The sequence below is a fragment of the Paeniglutamicibacter selenitireducens genome, assembly GCF_051550675.1.
Taxonomy (GTDB): Bacteria; Actinomycetota; Actinomycetes; order Actinomycetales; family Micrococcaceae; genus Paeniglutamicibacter.
Map to the genome: position 1 here is coordinate 228,850 of NZ_JBPULF010000005.1, position 17,676 is coordinate 246,525.

Genomic DNA, 17,676 nt, shown 5'->3' on the forward strand with positions numbered 1-17,676 from the left:
TGGTTCCACCGCTGCGGCTGGATCCTGCAACGGAACGCGCCACTTCAGGGCAAAAGGTGCTTTCAAAACGGAAAACACCGCACCAAATACAGAAAAGGAAGCACAACTTTGACTCCCACCACCCAGCCACCCTACCGAGTCCTCAACCCGGCCACCGGTGAAATCACCAAGGAGTTCCCCGTCGCCACGGACGGGCAGATCGCACAAGCCGTCACGGATGCCCACGAAGCATTCCAGCTTTGGAGGGATGTTCCCATTGAAGTGCGGGCGAAAATGGTGGCTCGCGTTGGCGAATTGTTCACCGAGCGGGCCGTTGAATTGGCAGCGATCATCACGGAGGAGATGGGGAAGCCGACTTCCGAGGCCCGGGGCGAAGCCGAGTTCTGCACAGAGATCTTCAACTACTTTGCCACCGAGGGCCCCAACCTCGCCGCGGACCAGTCGATCAAGCCCATCGGTGGCGGACGGGCAGTCATCGAGAAGCGTCCGGTAGGCGTGCTGCTGGGCATCATGCCGTGGAACTACCCGTACTACCAGGTGGCGCGCTTTGCAGCCCCGAACTTGATGCTGGGCAACACCATAGTTCTCAAACATGCGGAAAACTGCCCAAGGTCGGCACTGGCCATCCAGCAGATCATGGACGACGCTGGTTTGCCACCCGGCGCCTACGTGAATATCTTTGCCTCACACCCACAGATCGAGGACGTCATCGCGGATCCGAGGGTCCAAGGTGTGTCGCTGACCGGCTCCGAGCGGGCCGGTGCAGCGATCGGTGCGATCGCCGGCCGGAACCTGAAGAAAGCCGTCCTTGAGCTTGGCGGATCCGATCCATATGTGGTTCTTGATGCCGTCGACGTGAAGGCGGCCGCCGCTAGTGCCTGGAACACACGAATGTCGAACAACGGCCAGGCCTGCAACTCAAACAAGCGCATGATTGTCATGGAAGACATCTACGACGAGTTTGTCATCGAGTTGACCCGACAAGCCCGGGGCCTGAAACCGGGCAACCCGGCCGATGACGCACCGGGGACATTCGCCCCCTTGGCTTCCCGTGCCGCCGCCGAGTCGCTGGCCGAGCAGCTGGCGGACGCCGTGGGCAAGGGCGCCACCCTGCACGCAGGAGGAACGATATCCGAGGGCCACGATGCCTACTTTGCCCCTGCCGTGCTCACCGGGGTTGACCCCGGAATGCGAGCCTATTCAGAAGAACTCTTCGGTCCCGTTGCAGTCGTCTACAAGGTTTCCAATGACGAAGAAGCCCTGGCCCTGGCCAACGACTCCGTCTATGGACTTGGAGGGGCGGTATTCAGCGCCGATGAAGCACGCGCCCGTGCCGTCGCGGAGAGGATCGATGCCGGCATGGCAAACGTGAACACCGCTGCCGGTGAAGGTGCAGATCTGCCGTTCGGCGGCATCAAGCGCTCGGGGTTCGGACGTGAACTTGGGCCCTTGGGCATGGACGAATTCGTCAACAAGCGGCTGTTCTACATCGCCGAGTAGCCAGGAGCCAGGTTGGCCGACCGCCGTGGACGCCCACATCCGCTGTGGGCACCCTGCCTTCCACTTTGGTGGTTCCTGGTCGTGGGGGCAGCACGGGAACAGGAACACTTTGGGTTTCACCTGCGGGAACGGGAGCGCGTGGCGCTCGCCGACCGGAAACCACACTCGGCTATGCTGTCCGTATGCATCCAATGAGCAACCTGGGCTGTTGCGCCCGCAGGGGACCGGCCGCTACCCGCTGACGGGTCCGCTGGCTGTTCCTCCATCGTTTCAAGCAGCAACCTGTCGCATGACTGACAATGTCAACGACCGGTCATCCGGTCTGCCTGAAATGGAATCCAGTGTTACTCAATCATTCCCCGCGAAAGCGCGCCCTCTGGGGCACCCTGTGTGTGTTGGTCGGATCGATCGGCATCCAACTCTCATCCGTCCTTGCCAGCAACCTCTTTGACGTGGCCGGAACCCTGGGCACCAGCGCCCTGCGACTGGCCGCTGCCGCCGCGGTCCTGCTCTTGATCGCCAGGCCGCGACTGCGGGGCCTGGGGCGCCGCGCCTGGGCGTCCATCTGCCTCTACGGCGTGGCGATGGCAGCCATGAACGCGCTGCTCTACAACGCACTTGAACACGTCCCGCTCGGGACGGCGGTGACCCTCGAGTTCCTGGGCCCCCTGGCGATCGCCGCGATGGGTGCGCGGGGCAAGCTTGAGCGCCTTCTGCCCGTCGCCACGCTGCTGGGCGTTGCCCTGGTGGCAGGGCCGTTGGAGGGCATCAACATTCCGGGCATCGCCTACGGGCTCGGTGCGGCCGTGGCGTTCGGCGCGTACACGCTGCTGGCCGGACGCGTGGGCGACACCACGCCCGGCCTCCAGGGACTGGCGCTGTCTGTCACCGTGGCGGCACTGGTCATAGCGCCTTTCTCGATCCAGGCGGCACCCCGCCTGGACGGGCCCGAGTGGCTGACGGTTGTTGCTTCGGCGCTGTTGGGCGTTGCCTTGGCCTACACGCTGGATTTCGTCGCCACCAAGCTGACCTCCCCGCGCATCGTGGGTACCCTCTTTGCCATCGATCCCGCAGCCGCGGCGCTGATCGGTGCACTGGCCTTGAACCAGGTGCCGGGGTTCTCCACGCTGCTGGGGATTGCGCTGGTGATCGTCTCCGGCGCCGCCATCATCTGGCTCAGCGGAAGACCCCGGAGCGTCCCCGAGCCAGAACCCGAGGGTGCGGTTCACGGGCGCTAGGGGGCATTCCACGGCGAGGCGACATGGCCCGGAGGCTGCACCCTCCCCGGTCCGTTCAGTCTTCCCCGAAGCCGGAGGCGAGCAGGTCGGCGAGGGCGTCCACGGCGTCCCGGCCCTCGGGGTCCTCGGTGGCGATCTCCGCGTCGTGGCCGCGGACCAGGCCGAGTCCCATGATTGCGAGCAGGCTCTTGGCGTCCTCCCCGTTCACCGTGACCTCGGCCGGGAAGGTGCCGGCGAGGGTCACGAAGTCCGCGGCGGGGCGGGCATGGAGCCCGTCGCGGTTGACGATCCTCACGACCCGCGAGTACGCGGCGGCGTCGGTTGGCGCGTTGGCGGTGGCGGGAAGTTGCGAGGCGGCGGCGGGAACCGCGGCTGCGGGAACGGCGGTCCGGGCGGCCGCAGCTACGCCGTCGCGGTCAGCACCGCCCTGCGCTGCGACCGCCGCGGCAACCCCGCCCTCGACGAGCGGGGCATCGACGATGGCCACCCGGGCGCGTTCCGCATCCTCGAGGAAGTCGAGCGCCGTTTCCGCGGTGAGGATGGCGGAGCCCAGGTCGCAGAGGATGAGCACGCCGTCGCCGGTCTCGGCCTGCGCGATGGCGGCTGTCACCAGGTCGAAGCTGGTGCCGATGCCGCCGTCGTCCATGCCGCCGGCCGCCACCAGGGTGACCTCCGGTGCCATCTGCCGGGCCAGCTCCACCAGGCCCTCGGCGATCTTGGCGCTGTGCGAGACGAAGACCAGGCCCACGCTCATGGTGCCACCGTGCCCGCGGCGGTGTCCGCCGCTGCCCGCAGCAGCAGCGCCGTCGACTGGGCGCCGGGGTCCCGGTGCCCGATGGCCCGTTCGCCCAGGTAGCTGGCGCGTCCCTTGCGCGCGACGAGCGGCTCGGTGGCCAGCGCGCCATGTTCCGAGGCGTCGGCCGCCGCCGCGAGGACTGCCGCGGGCGATGCGTCCTGCCCGACGGCGGCCTCCGCGGCATCCACTGCCGGGGTCCACGCATCGACCATTGTCTTGTCGCCGGGCTCCGCCTTCCCGCGCAGGACTATCCCGTCCCGGGCGGCCCGCAGCAGCGCGGCGAGCGCGGCGCCGTCGAGCTCGGTGAGCCCGGCCACCGCGCCGGCGGCCTTCAGGTATGCGGTGCCGAAGAGCGGCCCGGCCGCCCCGCCGACGGTGGAGATCAGCGTGGTGGCCACGAGCTTGAGCACGTCGGCCGGGATGGCGTCGGCGGGCAGTGCCTCGAGCTTGGCGGTGACGGCGGAGAAGCCGCGGTCCATGTTCTCCCCGTGGTCCCCGTCCCCGATGTCCCGGTCCAGCGCTATCAAATCCACCCGGTGCTCGGCGATGACGGCGGCGCTCGCCCTCACCCAGTCGGTCATCCAGTCGACACCCAGGCCCATGGCGGTTCCCCTTCTTCTTGCTGTCGTTCGGTGGCGGTCGGCGGTCGGCGGTGTGCGGCATCCGGCGGCGGCGGCCGCTCAGCGGCCCCAGCGCAGGGCGGCGGTCTGCACCGGCGCGTCCCACAGCTCGGTCAGCGCATCGTCGAGCTTCAGCACGGAGAGGGACATGCCCTGCATCTCCAGGGAGGTGGTGAAGTTTCCGACCAGCGAGCGGGTGACCTCGATGCCGTGACCGGCCAGCACCGCTGCGGCGTGGCGGTAGGCGATGTACAGCTCCACCTGCGGGGTCCCGCCCATCCCGTTGACCAGCAGCAGCACCTTGTCGCCGGAGGCGAAGGGCAGGTCCTCGATGATCGGGCCGAGCAGCCGGTCCACTATCGCGTCGGCCGGCTCCAGCTTGATCCGCTCGCGCCCGGGTTCGCCGTGGATGCCGATGCCGATCTCGATCTCGTCCTCCGCCAGCGTGAAGCTCGGTTCCCCCGAGTGCGGCACGATGCACGGGGTCAGCGCCACGCCCATGGAGCGCACCTGCGCGTTCACCTTCTCGGCGACGGCCGTCACCTCGTCCAGGGAATCCCCGCGCTGCGCGGCGGCCCCGGCGATCTTCTCCACGAGCACCGTGCCTGCCACGCCGCGCCGGCCCGCGGTGTACAGCGAGTCCTTGACCGCGACGTCGTCGTTGACTATCACGCTGCGCACCTCGATGCCGTCGGCGCCGGCGAGGTCCGCCGCCGTCTCGAAGTTCAGCACGTCGCCGGTGTAGTTCTTCACGATGTGCAGCACCCCGCGGCCGCCGTCCACCGCAGCCGTCGCGGCGAGGATGGGGTCCGGCGTGGGGGAGGTGAAGACGGCACCGGGGACCGCGGCATCGAGCATGCCGTGGCCGACGAACCCGCCGTGCATCGGCTCGTGGCCGCTGCCGCCGCCGGAGACGATCCCGACCTTGGCGGAAGGGGCGTCGGCGCGGACGATGTAGACCGGATCCATCGAGGCGCGCACGATGTCCGCATGTGCGGCGGCGAATCCCTCGACCGCCTCGGTGACGACGTTCTTCGGGTCGTTGACAAGCTTCTTCATTGAACTCTCCTAGCGTGGGAGTGCCGGGCGGTGGACCGGGCGGGGCAACTTGCGCCCAGCCTAGCCGCCCCGCGCCCACGTGGGGAAGGGGTTCGTGCGCCGGAGAGGTGGCGGTGGGCCGGTGTGCCGGCCCACCGCTGGTGGACGGGGAGAAGCGCGTTCAGCGTTTCCCGCGGGCTCCTAGTTGTCCTCGGGGGAGGCCGGCACCATGCCGCCGGGGTGCATGGACCCGGTTCGTGCCGCCGCCCGTTTCCCGGTGCGTGCACCCTGGGCGGGTTCGGCGATGCCCATCTCGCGCATTTCGTCGGGGGACCAGCCGGTGCGTTGTGCCGCGGCGTAGAGGCGCGCGTCTTCACGCTCCGCATCTTCAAGTTGTGAGTGGAGTTCGGCGATCCGCAGTCGTGCGGTCACGAGGTTGCGGATGGATTGGACGCGTCCGGCGAGGAGGTTTCTGGTTTGGTCTTCGATGTTGTGCACTGCGAATTCTGTAGCCATGCTTCAACCCTATTTCGATATTTTGCGGAGGTGTTAGCGCCGCATGTCGGGCGGGAGTTTCGCACAAAAGCCCGCAAATTCGCGGTTTTCCGGGCGATTGTGGCGTCCGAAAGGGCTTGCCGGCAGGCTTCCGGCAAACCGCGAATGCGGCCGTGACCCGACCCTTTGCGCCGGTGGGCGCAGCCGCCTGAAGCACCGCCATCGGCACTTTCGGGGCGTGCAGGCAGCCTGGTGTCATCGTCGGCCGTCGAGCCGGCGGAAGCTGATCCGGTGAGCCTCGAAAACGACACCACGAACCCTTGCGCAGCCTGCCGTGCGTCGGATCCAGCGCGGTTGTATTTCGCCGGTTGCGCTTCCTGTTTTAGTGCCTGGTTCGCGGGTCCTATTCCGGTTCCCAAACAGCAACGACCCGGCGCAGGCGCGGGTCGTTGTCCGGGCGCAGGTCCACCAGCGCTGCCTGGCTGATCGTGAACCGGTCTCCGGGATACAGACGTTCGGCGGCATGGGTCACGTGCGGGCGGTAATTCGAATGGTGGTGCCCGGGCAGGTGGGCCTCCGGTCCCAGCGCCTCCAGCGCGGCGGCATGAAGTAGCTCCAGGGCCGGCTCCGGTTCCACCAGCGATACCGGCACGGATCCATTGCGGCCGAAGTGCGCGTCCGGACCGACGCAGACGCCAAAGCCCAAGAGCGACGGCAGCGCTTGGTCGAGCCGGGCGCATATGGCCGTGACTGTGTCCCGCGTGTCGAAGCGCACGACTGTGACGTGCAGCGGCCAACTGGTCCGCGGGAAGACCAGACCCGCCTGCACGGGGACGACGAAGGAAACCAGGACAAATGCGCCCATGGTCACAGGATAAGCGAGCAACCCGGGGCAGGTCACCGTCCGGGCGAGTCGCCGATCCGGCTTGCCGGGCCACCTGCTCCTGGCAGGATTTTGGGCCCGCTTCGACGTCTGCCGAAAGCGTCGGTGCAATGCGGTTGAGGAACCCGTGGAAGGAAGTTGCTAGGGTCGAACATGGTGGCCGCTCGCATTCCGTGGCTGCCGTGCTCTGGCCGCTTCAACAGTTTCGAAGCGCTTGCCTAGGAACCAACCACAATCGACGTCGGCCGAAATGTTTGGCTGACGGTCGACGAAGGAAAGACGCATGACGATTCGATCAAGGAACCGCCTCGCCGTGGCCGTGTCCTCAATGGCTTTCGTTCTGGCCGCGGCAGGGTGCACCGCAGCAGATCGGGGAGCCGCATCTGGAACCGGGCCAAAGGGAAACCCGAACAGCGTGGTGCTGGCAGAATCCGTGCCCGGCGTCGGCATGATCGGCGGCGATGCCCAGGACATGGCCTTGGAGGCAAGCCAAGAGTTCTTTGAAAAGGCACCCGCCGTCGTGGTGCTGGGCGTCGACGGTGCGCAGGACGCCGCCGCAGGACAGGCCCGCGAACTGGGCATCCCGCTGCTTGTGGCACCCGCTGACACGCCGGAAGCTGCCTCCGACCAGCAGGCTTTCACTGCCGAGCTGGAGCGCTTGGGAGCCCGCACCCTCATTGCCCACGGAGCGCTCCCCGAATCGCTGGTCGGGGGAGTGGAAGTCGTCAACGGGAATGCACCGCAAGACGACCTGCCCGAGATCGACGCGGCCGAGGGCACCACGGGGCCCGGCTTCGCCGTGGTCGTGCGCTCCGGGGAGAAGGAAGCGGAAGAAGCAGGTCCCGCGCTGGCCACGGCACAGGCCGCCGGGGCCGAGGTGCACACCATGGATTCGGCGGACCCGAGGGCCGCGAAGAACCAGGAATTCTTCAAGAACCACGCAGACTCGGACCTGTACGCGGTGGGGGACGGGTTCGCGAAGGCAGAAGACTTTTCCGCCATGGCTGCGACGGCTGCCGCAGGCAAGCAGCTTCCCGGCGGCGGTCAGCTCGTGTTCCCGGACCGGCGCATGGTTGCACTGTACGGGACGCCCGGAACCGCATCGCTGGGGTTGCTCGGCGAGCAGGACGTCGACGCGGCCATCGAGCTGGCCAAGAAGTACGCCGCGGACTACCAGCCCTACAGCAAGGAACCGGTCCAGCCGGCCTTCGAGATCATTGCGACAGTTGCCTCGGCATCCGCCGGCGATGACGGGAAATACTCCAGCTACGTTCCGGTGGAGCGGTTGGAGACGTGGGTGAAGGCCGCCCAGGATGCCGGCGTGTACGTGGTCCTCGATCTGCAGCCGGGGCGCAACGACTTCCTGACACAGGCCAAGCGGTACGAAAAGCTACTGACCTACCCCAACGTCGGCCTTGCCTACGACCCCGAATGGCGGCTCAAGCCCAACCAGCGGCACATGGTCCAGGTCGGATCCGTGGATGCCGACGAGATCAACCGTGCCAACGACTGGCTGGCCGAGCTGACGCGCAAGCACCAACTGCCGCAGAAGGTCGTCATCCTGCACCAGTTCACGCAGAGCATGATCCGTGACCGCTCCACGCTGGACACCTCGCACCCCGAACTGGCGATGGTCGTGCACGCCGACGGCCACGGCTCCCCGGGGATGAAGATGGGGACGTGGAACACCCTGCGCCAGGACCTTCCCAAGGGTATCCGGATGGCGTGGAAGAACTTCATTGACGAGGATTCCCCGACATTCACCCCGGAGCAGACCTTCGACATCGACCCGAAGCCGTGGTTCGTCTCCTACCAGTAGACAGTTCTAACGTGTCCGGAAGGAAACTTCGGTGTCGTTGACCTGCCCGGCGGCTGGCCGGGAACGACGTGCACCTTCCCGAAGGACGCATCCTGGAGCCCGGGGCATGATCCGTTGCGGCTCCATGCCGCCGCCGGTGCTAGCTGATGTTGATTCCTGGCAGGTCAAGATCGTCTACTTTTAGCAGATCGCTCATCGACACGGTCCCGGATTCACCACAGGCAACCGCCTCTTGTACCGCACGTGCCGTCAGGACGCCGGTAGCCCTTGATTGGTTAGTGCCTGAGGCCTCTCGGGTTTGCCCGGTCCGGCGATTCTTGACAACGATCGACCACCGTTCGCTCCCGAAGGGCGGCACCGCTGAAATCAGGCGGCGGCTCATGGGAATGCGGGCAACCAGTGCAAGCGCGCGCGTTGCCACCGGGGATCCGAGCGCGAAGTAGTTTCTCACTTGGATCCCGCGATCCTTTCCCAGCAAATGGTGGTCGGGAAAATCCGCCCGCAGGTAGCGCCGGAGCTGGCCAGCGTCCTTGAACGAGGAAGCTCCCCGAAAATTAATTACCCTATGACCTTCCGGAGGATCCTCGATCGGAGCGCCGATTAGCCGCTGAGTCCATTCGACCGCGGCCGGTCCGTGCTTTTCTCCGGCTCCAAGCATGAGTGCCACATCAATGTTGTCGCCGGGGACGTGGTCCAGACTGGCAGCCAGCATGGTGCTCAGGCCCGGGGCCAGTCCAACTCCGAGAACCATCGACGCATGTGGAGCCGCTGTGCGCAGTTGCTTGAGGTAGTTTGAACTCGCGCTGATATCGACCAAGGTGCTATCGCCTACGGCTTGGCCCAGATACGGATTCTCCACTCCCGAGGCGTTGATGGTTACATCATGTTCGCGTGCTGCAGCCGCCAGCTCTCCCAGATCGCTGCCGGAAACATCGATGCTGAGGCCATCTTGCGGAGCCCTTCGTCCGGCCGCGGTCACCTGGTAGTCGGCACCGAGGAGCGCTGTTCGGATATGGCCACCGACTGCGCCATTGGCGCCCAAGAGCAATGCCTTCATTTCGATCCCCTTCGCTGCCGCATTTACTTCTCGACAGGATGCTGCTTCGATTTCCAACCATTTAGTTGGTATTTTCACGACACTAACCCAAGGGCCCCAAATTTCCAACTAAGCGGTTGGAATTTGGATTAGGCTGGATTCATGGCCTGGGATACCGAACGAACACGCGCACTGCTCATCGAGGCGGCAACCGCGCATTTTGCGCAACGGGGACTGGCTGGGACCCGGGTTGACGCCGTGGCGCGCGATGCCGGCGTCAACAAAGAACGGATCTACCAATACTTCGGCAATAAGGAGGGGCTCTTCGACGCGGCACTCACACACGCCCTTGAGTGCTTCTTGACCGCGGTTCCCCTGGAAGGCGATGGCGCAAGCGCCATCGGAGAATTCGCAGGGTGCCTGCACGACGAATATGCCGATCACCCTGCATTGCCACGGCTGCTCGCATGGGAAGGCCTTGAGCGCGGAGTGCTCGATGCGGACCGCGATGCCAGGGCCATTGCATGCCGCGAGAATGCGGTCATGATTCAATCGGCCTGCCCATCCCTCGGGGTCGAAGAGTCCACCCATCTACTTCTCACGGTAGTCTCCCTTGCCACCGCATACTGGACCCTGCCGCAGCTCTCAGATCTGATGCTTGGCACCCGCATAGAGCATAATGCGCGGCGCGCCGTTCTCGTCGCCCAGATTACCGCCATGGCTTCGGCGCTGGCCGAGCGTCCAGTGTGATCGAAGTAGAGGCGCTCGTAGGCCGCGAAGGAGCAAGCGTGGCGGAAAAGCGTCGAGCGGGTTCCTGAACCCGAGGCAAGCTAGCGCGCGACAACGGGGGAGAGAGGTCCGGGCTGGTCCGTTCATTGCGTAGAGCGCACCAAGGAACTATGCGCGTACTGCTGGAACGCCCTCACGCTGCTCACGGCTGGAGACCGCGCCACAAGAGCTCGCTGGCCGTCGCGACCAGGTCGTCGGCCGAAGTTCCATCGATGAGGCCTCCGGAGGAGAGTGTCGCGATTCCATGGAACGTTGCAAAGGCGACGAGTGCGATGCGATGCGGATCGCCGGGAGCGATCGCACCCACCTCCTGTGCCGCGACTATGATGCGCATCGTGAGTTCCATCGAGGCATGTCCCGCGGCGAGGAGCTCGGCACGGGCGTCGGGTGAATGCTTCAGGCCGAACATGAGGGAGAGGAGCGTGGGCTGGGCGAGTGCGAAGGTGACGTAGCTGCGCGCGAGCTCGTCGAAACGACGACGAACCGCGGCCGGGGTGGCTGCGTTCTCATGCGTCGCCTCCTGCAGGAATGCAGTGAGGCGGTTGAATCCGTCCTCCGCGAGCGCGTCCAGCAGCGCCTGCTTGTCGCGGAAATGCCGGCTTGGAGCTGCGTGGCTGACGCCTGCATTGCGTGCCAACTGCCGCAATGAGAGTGCTTCAACGCCTACGGTCTCGATACTGGCCGCCGCGGCTTCGAGCAGGGTTCGGCGCAGATCGCCGTGGTGATAGTGCTGGGTGTCCACTCGAGGATCCTACATGAATGTTGACATTGACAACAAGGTTGGCGATGTGTTCAATGGTGACACTGTCAACATTGAACGCGTCGACCAAAGGAACCGAAAATGACACTCGACCTTCGTGGGGGAACCACGCTCATCACCGGCGCGAGCTCCGGCCTTGGCGTCGAATTCGCCAAGCGCTTCGCAGCGAGCGGATCCAACCTGGTGCTCGTCGCACGACGAGCCGACCGGCTCGAGGCGCTTGCGGTCGAACTGCGCGCCTCATCGAACGTGCGCATCGAGGTGATTCAGGTCGATCTGGGTGTCACCGGTGCTGCGAACGCTTTGCATGCGGAGCTCGAACGACGCAAAATCCATGTCACTTCTCTTGTCAACAACGCCGGTTTCGGAAGCCACGGCGCGTTCGATAGCGCTGATCCGGAGCGCATGGTGGCGGAGATGCAGCTGAACATGGGAACGGTGGTTGAACTGTCACGGCTCCTCATGCCGCAGCTGTTGAAGGGTCGTGGCGCGCTCATCATGATTGCGAGTACCGCGGCATACCAGCCGACACCGGGCATGGCGGTATACGGCGCGACCAAGGCCTTCGTGTTGAGCTTCACCGAGGCGCTATGGGCCGAGGCTCGGGGGACAGGGCTGCGTGTACTTGCAGTGAGCCCTGGATCCACGAAAACGGAGTTCTTCGATGTCGTTGGCACGAGCGACGCATCGGTCGGTCGGCAGCAGACCCCTGAACAGGTGATCGATACGGCCTTCCGCGAGCTGGCGAGGGCGAACTCTCGTCCGAGCGTCGTCTCGGGTCGGATGAACCACCTCACCGCGCTGAGCACCCGCCTGCTCTCTCGCCGAGCCCTTGCCCGGACAAGCGCCCGCGTTCTTGGCGGTGTCCGCCTCGCCACGCCCAACGGAAACTGAAAGAGCGGTTCGATCTCGCGAGGCACTTTCGGTATCCGCTAGGAGTTCCTGGGTCGAGCTACCATAGCTCGGTATTGGAACGCCATGACCCTTCCTGCAGCCAACCCAGATGGAGGATGGCTGCAGGGAGGGTTTGGTTTTGGTTCGTGGAGCCGTTCGCCAGGCTTCTTCAAACTGCTTCTGATATGCGCTTCGACTCTACATATGTGCTGTTATCGGCGATCGTATGTATTGGTCTGATGAAACAAATACCAATATTTTTCGATTCGGGGCTGTTCACCCTTCACAGCTGAGGCTATGAGCGTATGAGAATGATTGGCGCCTGGAGGTCGGTGACGCGGCAGCTCAACCGTATCTAGTTTCTGGCCATACGCTAGTTGAATGTATCCACCACCCGTTGGTCCTGACCTGAGCGCAGAACAACGACAAGAACTAGATGACACGTTCTTGTCCTCTGACCCTTTCGAGTACTTTCGCGCGCGCATTGCGATGCTCTTGCGGTGGGAAGAAGCTGGAAAACCCAACGAGAAAACAATCCATGCCACCGAAGGTGGCACGTACAGCGCCGAAACAGCGACAGGACGTTCGCGCACACGGTTCGCCAAGTTCCTTGGCCAGATGCCGGATTTCCTGCCTGAGTACACCAACCGTTCGGTGACTACGCAAGTTGCGACCGACGCGTATGCGCTGCGGCACCATGCAGCGGAGTCACTTGTCAGATTGACCGCGACGCTTTTGAAGCATTCGAACGAACCGGGCATGTGTGTCTGGGACACACTGTCCACAGGACCCAACCAGCTTGACCAGGTAATCGAACAGCTCCACGAACCATTTTCCGCAGATGATGCGGCGGCTACTTTCACCCGACTCGTAATCATTCAAAGAGACCTGCAACAGGGGCTTACTGAGAACCTTGTCTCGGCAACTAATGTTTTTTCAGACTGGCTCGAGTTCGCGATCAGCCTTCTCACTGACCGCGAACTACAATTCAATGCCGATCACAACAAAGTCAAACATGGTCTGGCTGTTCGCGCGCGGGACGATCTGAAAGTTTCGTTCGCTACGAAAGCACCTAACTCCGACAGAACGATCCCACTCAGTGCCTTAACTGGGCCAGAGGTTTTCGATATATTTGACCGCTCCGTCATTGAGATCTTGGCCCAAGCGCCTAAAGTCGCTGGGCACAAACAGGGGCTGGAACTAACTCAACTGAGAATCGATATCCCCGCGATACTTGCCGAGGCTTACATGATTGCTTGGGTTCATGGTGCCATGTTCAATATTGTGGCAACGAACCACTTTGCTAATCGCAGCGGGCTCCCTAAGCACCTTCACGCGCCCAGGCATCCTGGTTACCCTGTCGGAGGCCCTCACCCCCGACATATCGCGGAGAAAGCCCCCCCTCGGTATGCGGTTCCCTCTTACTACCCCTCCGGGTGGTGGACCCGTTAAGAGATCCACAGGCATAGGCTTCCGAAACATGTTCATCCCACTCAAATTCACAGGCTCCGAAATGCGCAACATACGCGTCATGGAAGACCTAAAAAGGTGGAACAAATATGCACGTGGCAATAGGGGCTTTTGTGAAAATGTAAAACATCCGACGTCAGCGCGGTTTCCCGCCCGAAGTGTGCAGCCGTAGACCTGTGTTCTGTCCGGTCTGTAGTCCTGGGCCCGGCCTTCGTAAGAATTGTGTATCGCAAACCCTGGAGGCCATTACATTGGCGCGTTCACGGCAAGCGCTACATCGCGAACCTCTACAACCCGGGGCTGTATGCGTGCCTCGGGCAGTGTCTTCCTAACGATCGTTATCGTACGCCAAGAAGTCCTAGCGTACGATATTGACGAATTCACAAGATGCCCCTCCATGGCGAACTGAAAGACATCCAGGAAGACTTCCACGGCTTGTGAAGCTGAAGAGGTCAGCCGAGCAGCCTGGGCGCGACGGTCGGTTGACTCAACAGCTTCTACTTCGTCGCTTCCCATGTGCCACATCGCTCGGTCGTGGTGGCCGCGCCCTTTCGAGCGCTTACAACAGCGCCCTCTGATACATCGTTGATGAAATCATTGGCGATGACTTTTCCGTTTGGGGTGCTTCGTTCCCAGTAGCAATCCTTTGGGTTCCCCAGGCAACAGAGGGGCGGATACACGAACCGAAGAACCCTCTAGTCGTTTCTACTTAAAGTTCATAGAAGAAATGGTTTGCTTGCATCGTAAGGAAGCAGATGACTCGACGAATGGTTATTCATCGCTGAACGTACTTGGCGACGCCATCCGCTTATTTGAGTGAGTGCATCAACGGGCCTGCTTTGGATGCGCGTTACCGATTCAAAGACTGAGTCCAAAATCATCAGGGACGCCTTAGAAAGCGCCAGATGTTCCGTGCTAGTTGAACTCGCCGTGTGTGCAGTTTGGTTACGAACAAATCGCATCCTTTGCATCGTGCGATCTGCAGTATCTTTTACCGCATCCATGTAGGCAACCAACTTGGATGGTGTTCTCATCATGTCTCGGATTTGTCGAAGTTTATGCTGTGAAAACTGGGACAGCGTCGATTTATACTTTGTAAAATCACTTATTGCTTTAGTGGCTTGGCTAACCGTTATCTGTGCAATTTTGGCAAATTCCACAACATGATCTCCGTCGGAGATCATCAGATGAGCAAACATTTGCATATTAAACTCATGAAGATTTGGGGATGCATGGCGTCTCGCATGCGGGCGCCGAATGGATTCTAAAACACTTGCTGGTAGCTTTTCTGGACCATGCGCGTGGGTAAGCTCGTGCCAAGCTTCTATGACTAGTTGTTTTACTGCCATAAGTGAAACCAATTCAGGTACCGCACGCGATATCGCGTTCTGAGGGGATTGGTTGCCCCCTCGTCCCAAGTATTCCAAAGCGATCCAAGAAAAGAATGTTTGCATCGAGCCTGCTCGCTCGGTGGCAGCACGTGTAGCGAACCGCAAAGATCGATCCACACTTGGACTTCTGGATATATTTAACAGTCTTGTGAACGGAACCTGGACGTTACTAGAGGTTAGCTGCCGTACTTCTTTGGTGCCCTCTCGCCAGACAGCTACTTTCCTTTTGACACCGAATCCTATTGCTCGGTGCTCTGCATTAATCAAATCGACAAGAGCTTCGGCTTTATCCAATGCCTCATGGCGTGCTTGCTCATGGTCCCATGCTTGTACTTTTACGAGTAAAACTTGGGAGTTCAGTCTGACTGAATCAGAAGAATCAACAGTACTGTCCAAACGCCAGTGTTTAAAGCAAAAGCGCGCCAAATCAGAATTGGCGACATGAGGCAATCCGGAACCCTTTTCAGGAGGCAACCAAGATATTTGTTTGGTATGAATTACCGTGAAAAATCCTTGCTTCTCAAGTGCACGTTTTTGCGAACGTGCTGTGCCATCAATGACCACTGCGACTTGGAAATTTGTCGGTATTTCAAGTACAAGTTTTTTGAATTCAAAAAGCTTATTGTCGAAATTGTTATTTTGTGACCAAATCGCTCGAACACGAGACAAAAAGCTTTCTGGTGTTCTGCCCTGAGCGGCGATGAATGCGATCATCTCCTTGGCTGAACGGTCAAGGATCTTGTAAGCGCTCTTATCGCTACGTTGAATATCACTGATGATCTCGCAAACGTAATCTGCAATCTCCGCAGCGTACGCATCAGAGCCTGTACAGGCCGACCTGGCTTTTTCTGCGGACCGTTTAATATCAGAAGAGTATTGACCGAGGTAAGCAATTAACGCGCTGTCGTCTCTGTTGGCTTTTCTTGAACTGAGAGCTTGTCCCTGTACCAACAGGTCACCAAAATCACCATTGGCAATGAATTTGCGAGCAACTGTTGATCCGAGCGAGAACTTTACTCTTGAAAATGCTGGCTCCACTGCTTTGTAGGCAAGTCTCGGCTCGTTAACGTAGGACTCGACAGCTTCAATAGCCTCAGTGATCGCTACTAGCGGTATTAGATAGGGAGACGATGAACGCGCAAAATGCGATTTTTCGTTAGAAGCAGCAGCAATAGCGTCAATAAAGAACTGCAGCCTGCGTTCGACGCAAGAATTAGGGGACTCTTCAACATTCAAACCCAGGGACATAAATCATAAGTCTAGGGGAGTGCTTGTCTGAATGTTAAAAAAGAAAACCCCCGGCTTACCGGGGGCCCTCAACCAGAGCGAATCCCTCGAAACGGGTGCAACTGGTTTCTAAATGTGTTTAGAACAATACAGACACCTCCGCTAATGCGCAACATGAGCACGAAACTTTCTAAGTTGAGCCTGCTGAGCGATCCGTCACAAACACGTACAACAGAGAGCTGTTTCAAAAATTGCCCTATAGCTAAGCAAAAATTATGACCTGATACTGACCATCGCCCCATAGAGCAGACCTAGAACGATGAGAAAGGTTTACATGGGGATCCTGGTTCGTAAACCGTGGACTTCACCGGAACCATCTGGTTTACAAACTCGCGCTGATCGACGATGTTGCTAGTGACTCATCTGCTTGCGCGGAGGGGCCTGCCGCCCATGGTTGAGCATCATGGACGAAGTACACACCACCTTCGCCAGCTTCCTTGCGCCATTCTCAGGCTTCTCACCGTCGCATCGGTCTTTCATATAGTGCATCTGCAACCCCGTCTTAGGGTATGAACTCAGGTGACGAATCCTCCTGGAATTAGCTGCAGGAAGTCGCGATGATTTAGACCTTGGCGTCGGATATTCCACTTATTCACAAGCCTGTGAGTCTTGGATTGGCGGGTCTGTGACCGGCTGGCAGGGTTAGTGCTGGTTGCATTGCTCTGGTCGTGGCTCATCACAAGCCTGGCCCTATGTAGGTGCCTTTGGGGTGAATTGTCCGTCTGGAGCGAAGCGGCCGGCGCCTTCCCGGCCCACACCTAAGGCTTAGAAGATTGCCCAGCCTCCTGGGGGCTGTGGCCCGTCACAGGACTGCCTCGGGGTGACCTTCACGCGGGCTGACGCTGGCCGCACTGCGGCCACAAGCATCTGCCCGCTATGAGAAAAGAACCCTCGGCCGTGATGAGCAGCATCGCGCATTTCTATCCGTTCGTCATTGGAGTGGACACCCATGCCCGCACCCATATCTACGCCGTACTTGCTGCCAAAGGCGCGCATCTGGGCACCGAAGCATTCCCCAACACCATGCGGGTAGGACCCGTGCGATCGCCGGGGCATCTCGCCGTACTGGCGGGGACCTTACAGCCCTCTGGGCCATCGAAGGGACCGGAAGCTACGGGGCTTCTGCTCGCCGGCACAGTCGCACGGACTGGATACCGCGTGGTGGAAGCACCCGGGGTCCGGGTCTACGCATCAGCACGTCGCGGGGCAGGGAAGGCCGCTCCGTTGGACGCTGCCGCGATCGCCGCATCAGTCCTGGTGCTTGAACAATCCCAGCTGGCAATCCCCGACACGACGATGGCGTCCGTGTGCACTGCGAGTCCTGGTTTCGGCGCGGGAGCAGATGACGATCGGGCGCACCGCGAAGGTCAATGCCCTCACCGCTCTCCTGCGCACCATTGATCTCGGCGTCGACGCGCGCAGGCCACTCACCGATACCAAGATCACTGAGATCTCTCAATGGCGCGTCCGCGATGAGCCCCTTGCCGCTGCTGCCACTGCCCGGGCCTAGGCTCTCCGGCTCGCCAAGCGCATCGCCGCGCTTGATTCCGAGCTCAAGGACAACAACTCCCCTACCACCGAGCTCCTCGCAGCCAGTCCCGCGGCCCCCTTGCTCAACGAGACGGGCATTGGTCCTGTCACTGCGGCTGTGGTTTACACG

15 protein-coding genes and 1 pseudogene are annotated in these 17,676 nt (G+C 61.6%); 7 read left to right on the forward strand and 9 right to left on the reverse strand.

Annotated features, from left to right (window positions below):
• Nucleotides 1-108: 108 nt before the first annotated feature.
• A complete protein-coding gene (locus ACSYDW_RS11380; RefSeq protein WP_438338849.1) occupies nucleotides 109-1,500 on the forward strand; it encodes an NAD-dependent succinate-semialdehyde dehydrogenase in 1,392 nt (463 codons plus the stop codon).
• Between the two features lie 341 nt (nucleotides 1,501-1,841).
• The gene (locus ACSYDW_RS11385) at nucleotides 1,842-2,738 is read left to right on the forward strand and encodes an EamA family transporter (protein WP_438338850.1); all 897 of its coding nucleotides are present in this window, start codon (nucleotides 1,842-1,844) and stop codon (nucleotides 2,736-2,738) included.
• 55 nt (nucleotides 2,739-2,793) lie between these two features.
• Here the strand turns inward: ACSYDW_RS11385 and dhaM are convergent, their stop codons facing one another.
• From dhaM to ACSYDW_RS11410, 5 genes are all read right to left on the reverse strand, one after another.
• Nucleotides 2,794-3,492 (reverse strand): dihydroxyacetone kinase phosphoryl donor subunit DhaM, encoded by a 699-nt coding sequence (dhaM, locus tag ACSYDW_RS11390; RefSeq protein ID WP_438338851.1) that lies wholly within the window; start codon nucleotides 3,490-3,492, stop codon nucleotides 2,794-2,796.
• Nucleotides 3,489-4,136: a dihydroxyacetone kinase subunit DhaL gene (gene dhaL / locus ACSYDW_RS11395; RefSeq protein WP_438338852.1), complete on the reverse strand. Its 648-nt coding sequence runs from the start codon at nucleotides 4,134-4,136 to the stop codon at nucleotides 3,489-3,491. The genes dhaM and dhaL overlap by 4 nt, the downstream gene beginning before the upstream one ends.
• Nucleotides 4,137-4,214: 78 nt before the next feature.
• A complete protein-coding gene (dhaK, locus tag ACSYDW_RS11400) occupies nucleotides 4,215-5,213 on the reverse strand; it encodes a dihydroxyacetone kinase subunit DhaK (protein ID WP_438338853.1) in 999 nt (332 codons plus the stop codon).
• 180 nt (nucleotides 5,214-5,393) lie between these two features.
• Nucleotides 5,394-5,708, reverse strand: coding sequence for a hypothetical protein (locus ACSYDW_RS11405; protein WP_438338854.1), 315 nt, complete (start codon nucleotides 5,706-5,708; stop codon nucleotides 5,394-5,396).
• Between the two features lie 382 nt (nucleotides 5,709-6,090).
• Nucleotides 6,091-6,552 (reverse strand): 2'-5' RNA ligase family protein, encoded by a 462-nt coding sequence (locus tag ACSYDW_RS11410; protein ID WP_438338855.1) that lies wholly within the window; start codon nucleotides 6,550-6,552, stop codon nucleotides 6,091-6,093.
• Between the two features lie 301 nt (nucleotides 6,553-6,853).
• On the opposite strand from ACSYDW_RS11410, the gene ACSYDW_RS11415 reads away from it, so the two are divergent.
• Nucleotides 6,854-8,389: a hypothetical protein gene (locus ACSYDW_RS11415; RefSeq protein WP_438338856.1), complete on the forward strand. Its 1,536-nt coding sequence runs from the start codon at nucleotides 6,854-6,856 to the stop codon at nucleotides 8,387-8,389.
• 139 nt (nucleotides 8,390-8,528) lie between these two features.
• On the opposite strand, the gene ACSYDW_RS11420 is transcribed toward ACSYDW_RS11415, so the two are convergent.
• Complete coding sequence (locus tag ACSYDW_RS11420) at nucleotides 8,529-9,524, reverse strand: NAD(P)-dependent oxidoreductase (protein ID WP_438338857.1); 996 nt, start codon at nucleotides 9,522-9,524, stop codon at nucleotides 8,529-8,531.
• A 63-nt stretch (nucleotides 9,525-9,587) separates the two neighbouring features.
• Here ACSYDW_RS11420 and ACSYDW_RS11425 point away from each other — a divergent pair, with 63 nt between their 5' ends.
• On the forward strand, nucleotides 9,588-10,175 hold the full coding sequence (locus ACSYDW_RS11425) for a TetR/AcrR family transcriptional regulator (RefSeq protein ID WP_438338858.1): 588 nt from the start codon (nucleotides 9,588-9,590) through the stop codon (nucleotides 10,173-10,175).
• Between the two features lie 181 nt (nucleotides 10,176-10,356).
• Here the strand turns inward: ACSYDW_RS11425 and ACSYDW_RS11430 are convergent, their stop codons facing one another.
• Nucleotides 10,357-10,956 (reverse strand): TetR/AcrR family transcriptional regulator, encoded by a 600-nt coding sequence (locus tag ACSYDW_RS11430; RefSeq protein WP_438338859.1) that lies wholly within the window; start codon nucleotides 10,954-10,956, stop codon nucleotides 10,357-10,359.
• 99 nt (nucleotides 10,957-11,055) lie between these two features.
• On the opposite strand from ACSYDW_RS11430, the gene ACSYDW_RS11435 reads away from it, so the two are divergent.
• Nucleotides 11,056-11,868, forward strand: coding sequence for an SDR family NAD(P)-dependent oxidoreductase (locus ACSYDW_RS11435; protein ID WP_438338860.1), 813 nt, complete (start codon nucleotides 11,056-11,058; stop codon nucleotides 11,866-11,868).
• Nucleotides 11,869-12,249: 381 nt separating this feature from the next.
• Nucleotides 12,250-13,320 (forward strand): hypothetical protein, encoded by a 1,071-nt coding sequence (locus ACSYDW_RS11440; RefSeq protein WP_438338861.1) that lies wholly within the window; start codon nucleotides 12,250-12,252, stop codon nucleotides 13,318-13,320.
• Between the two features lie 515 nt (nucleotides 13,321-13,835).
• Here the strand turns inward: ACSYDW_RS11440 and ACSYDW_RS18965 are convergent.
• Nucleotides 13,836-14,018 carry an Rv1352/Rv1906c domain-containing protein gene (locus ACSYDW_RS18965; RefSeq protein ID WP_497198339.1) on the reverse strand — a complete coding sequence of 61 codons (183 nt, stop codon included), beginning with the start codon at nucleotides 14,016-14,018 and terminating at the stop codon, nucleotides 13,836-13,838.
• A 36-nt stretch (nucleotides 14,019-14,054) separates the two neighbouring features.
• Nucleotides 14,055-15,965, reverse strand: a complete 1,911-nt coding sequence (locus ACSYDW_RS11445; protein WP_438338862.1) for a hypothetical protein — start codon at nucleotides 15,963-15,965, stop codon at nucleotides 14,055-14,057.
• 951 nt (nucleotides 15,966-16,916) lie between these two features.
• Here ACSYDW_RS11445 and ACSYDW_RS11450 point away from each other — a divergent pair.
• A pseudogene (locus ACSYDW_RS11450) lies at nucleotides 16,917-17,676 on the forward strand (IS110 family transposase); the annotation flags it as partial.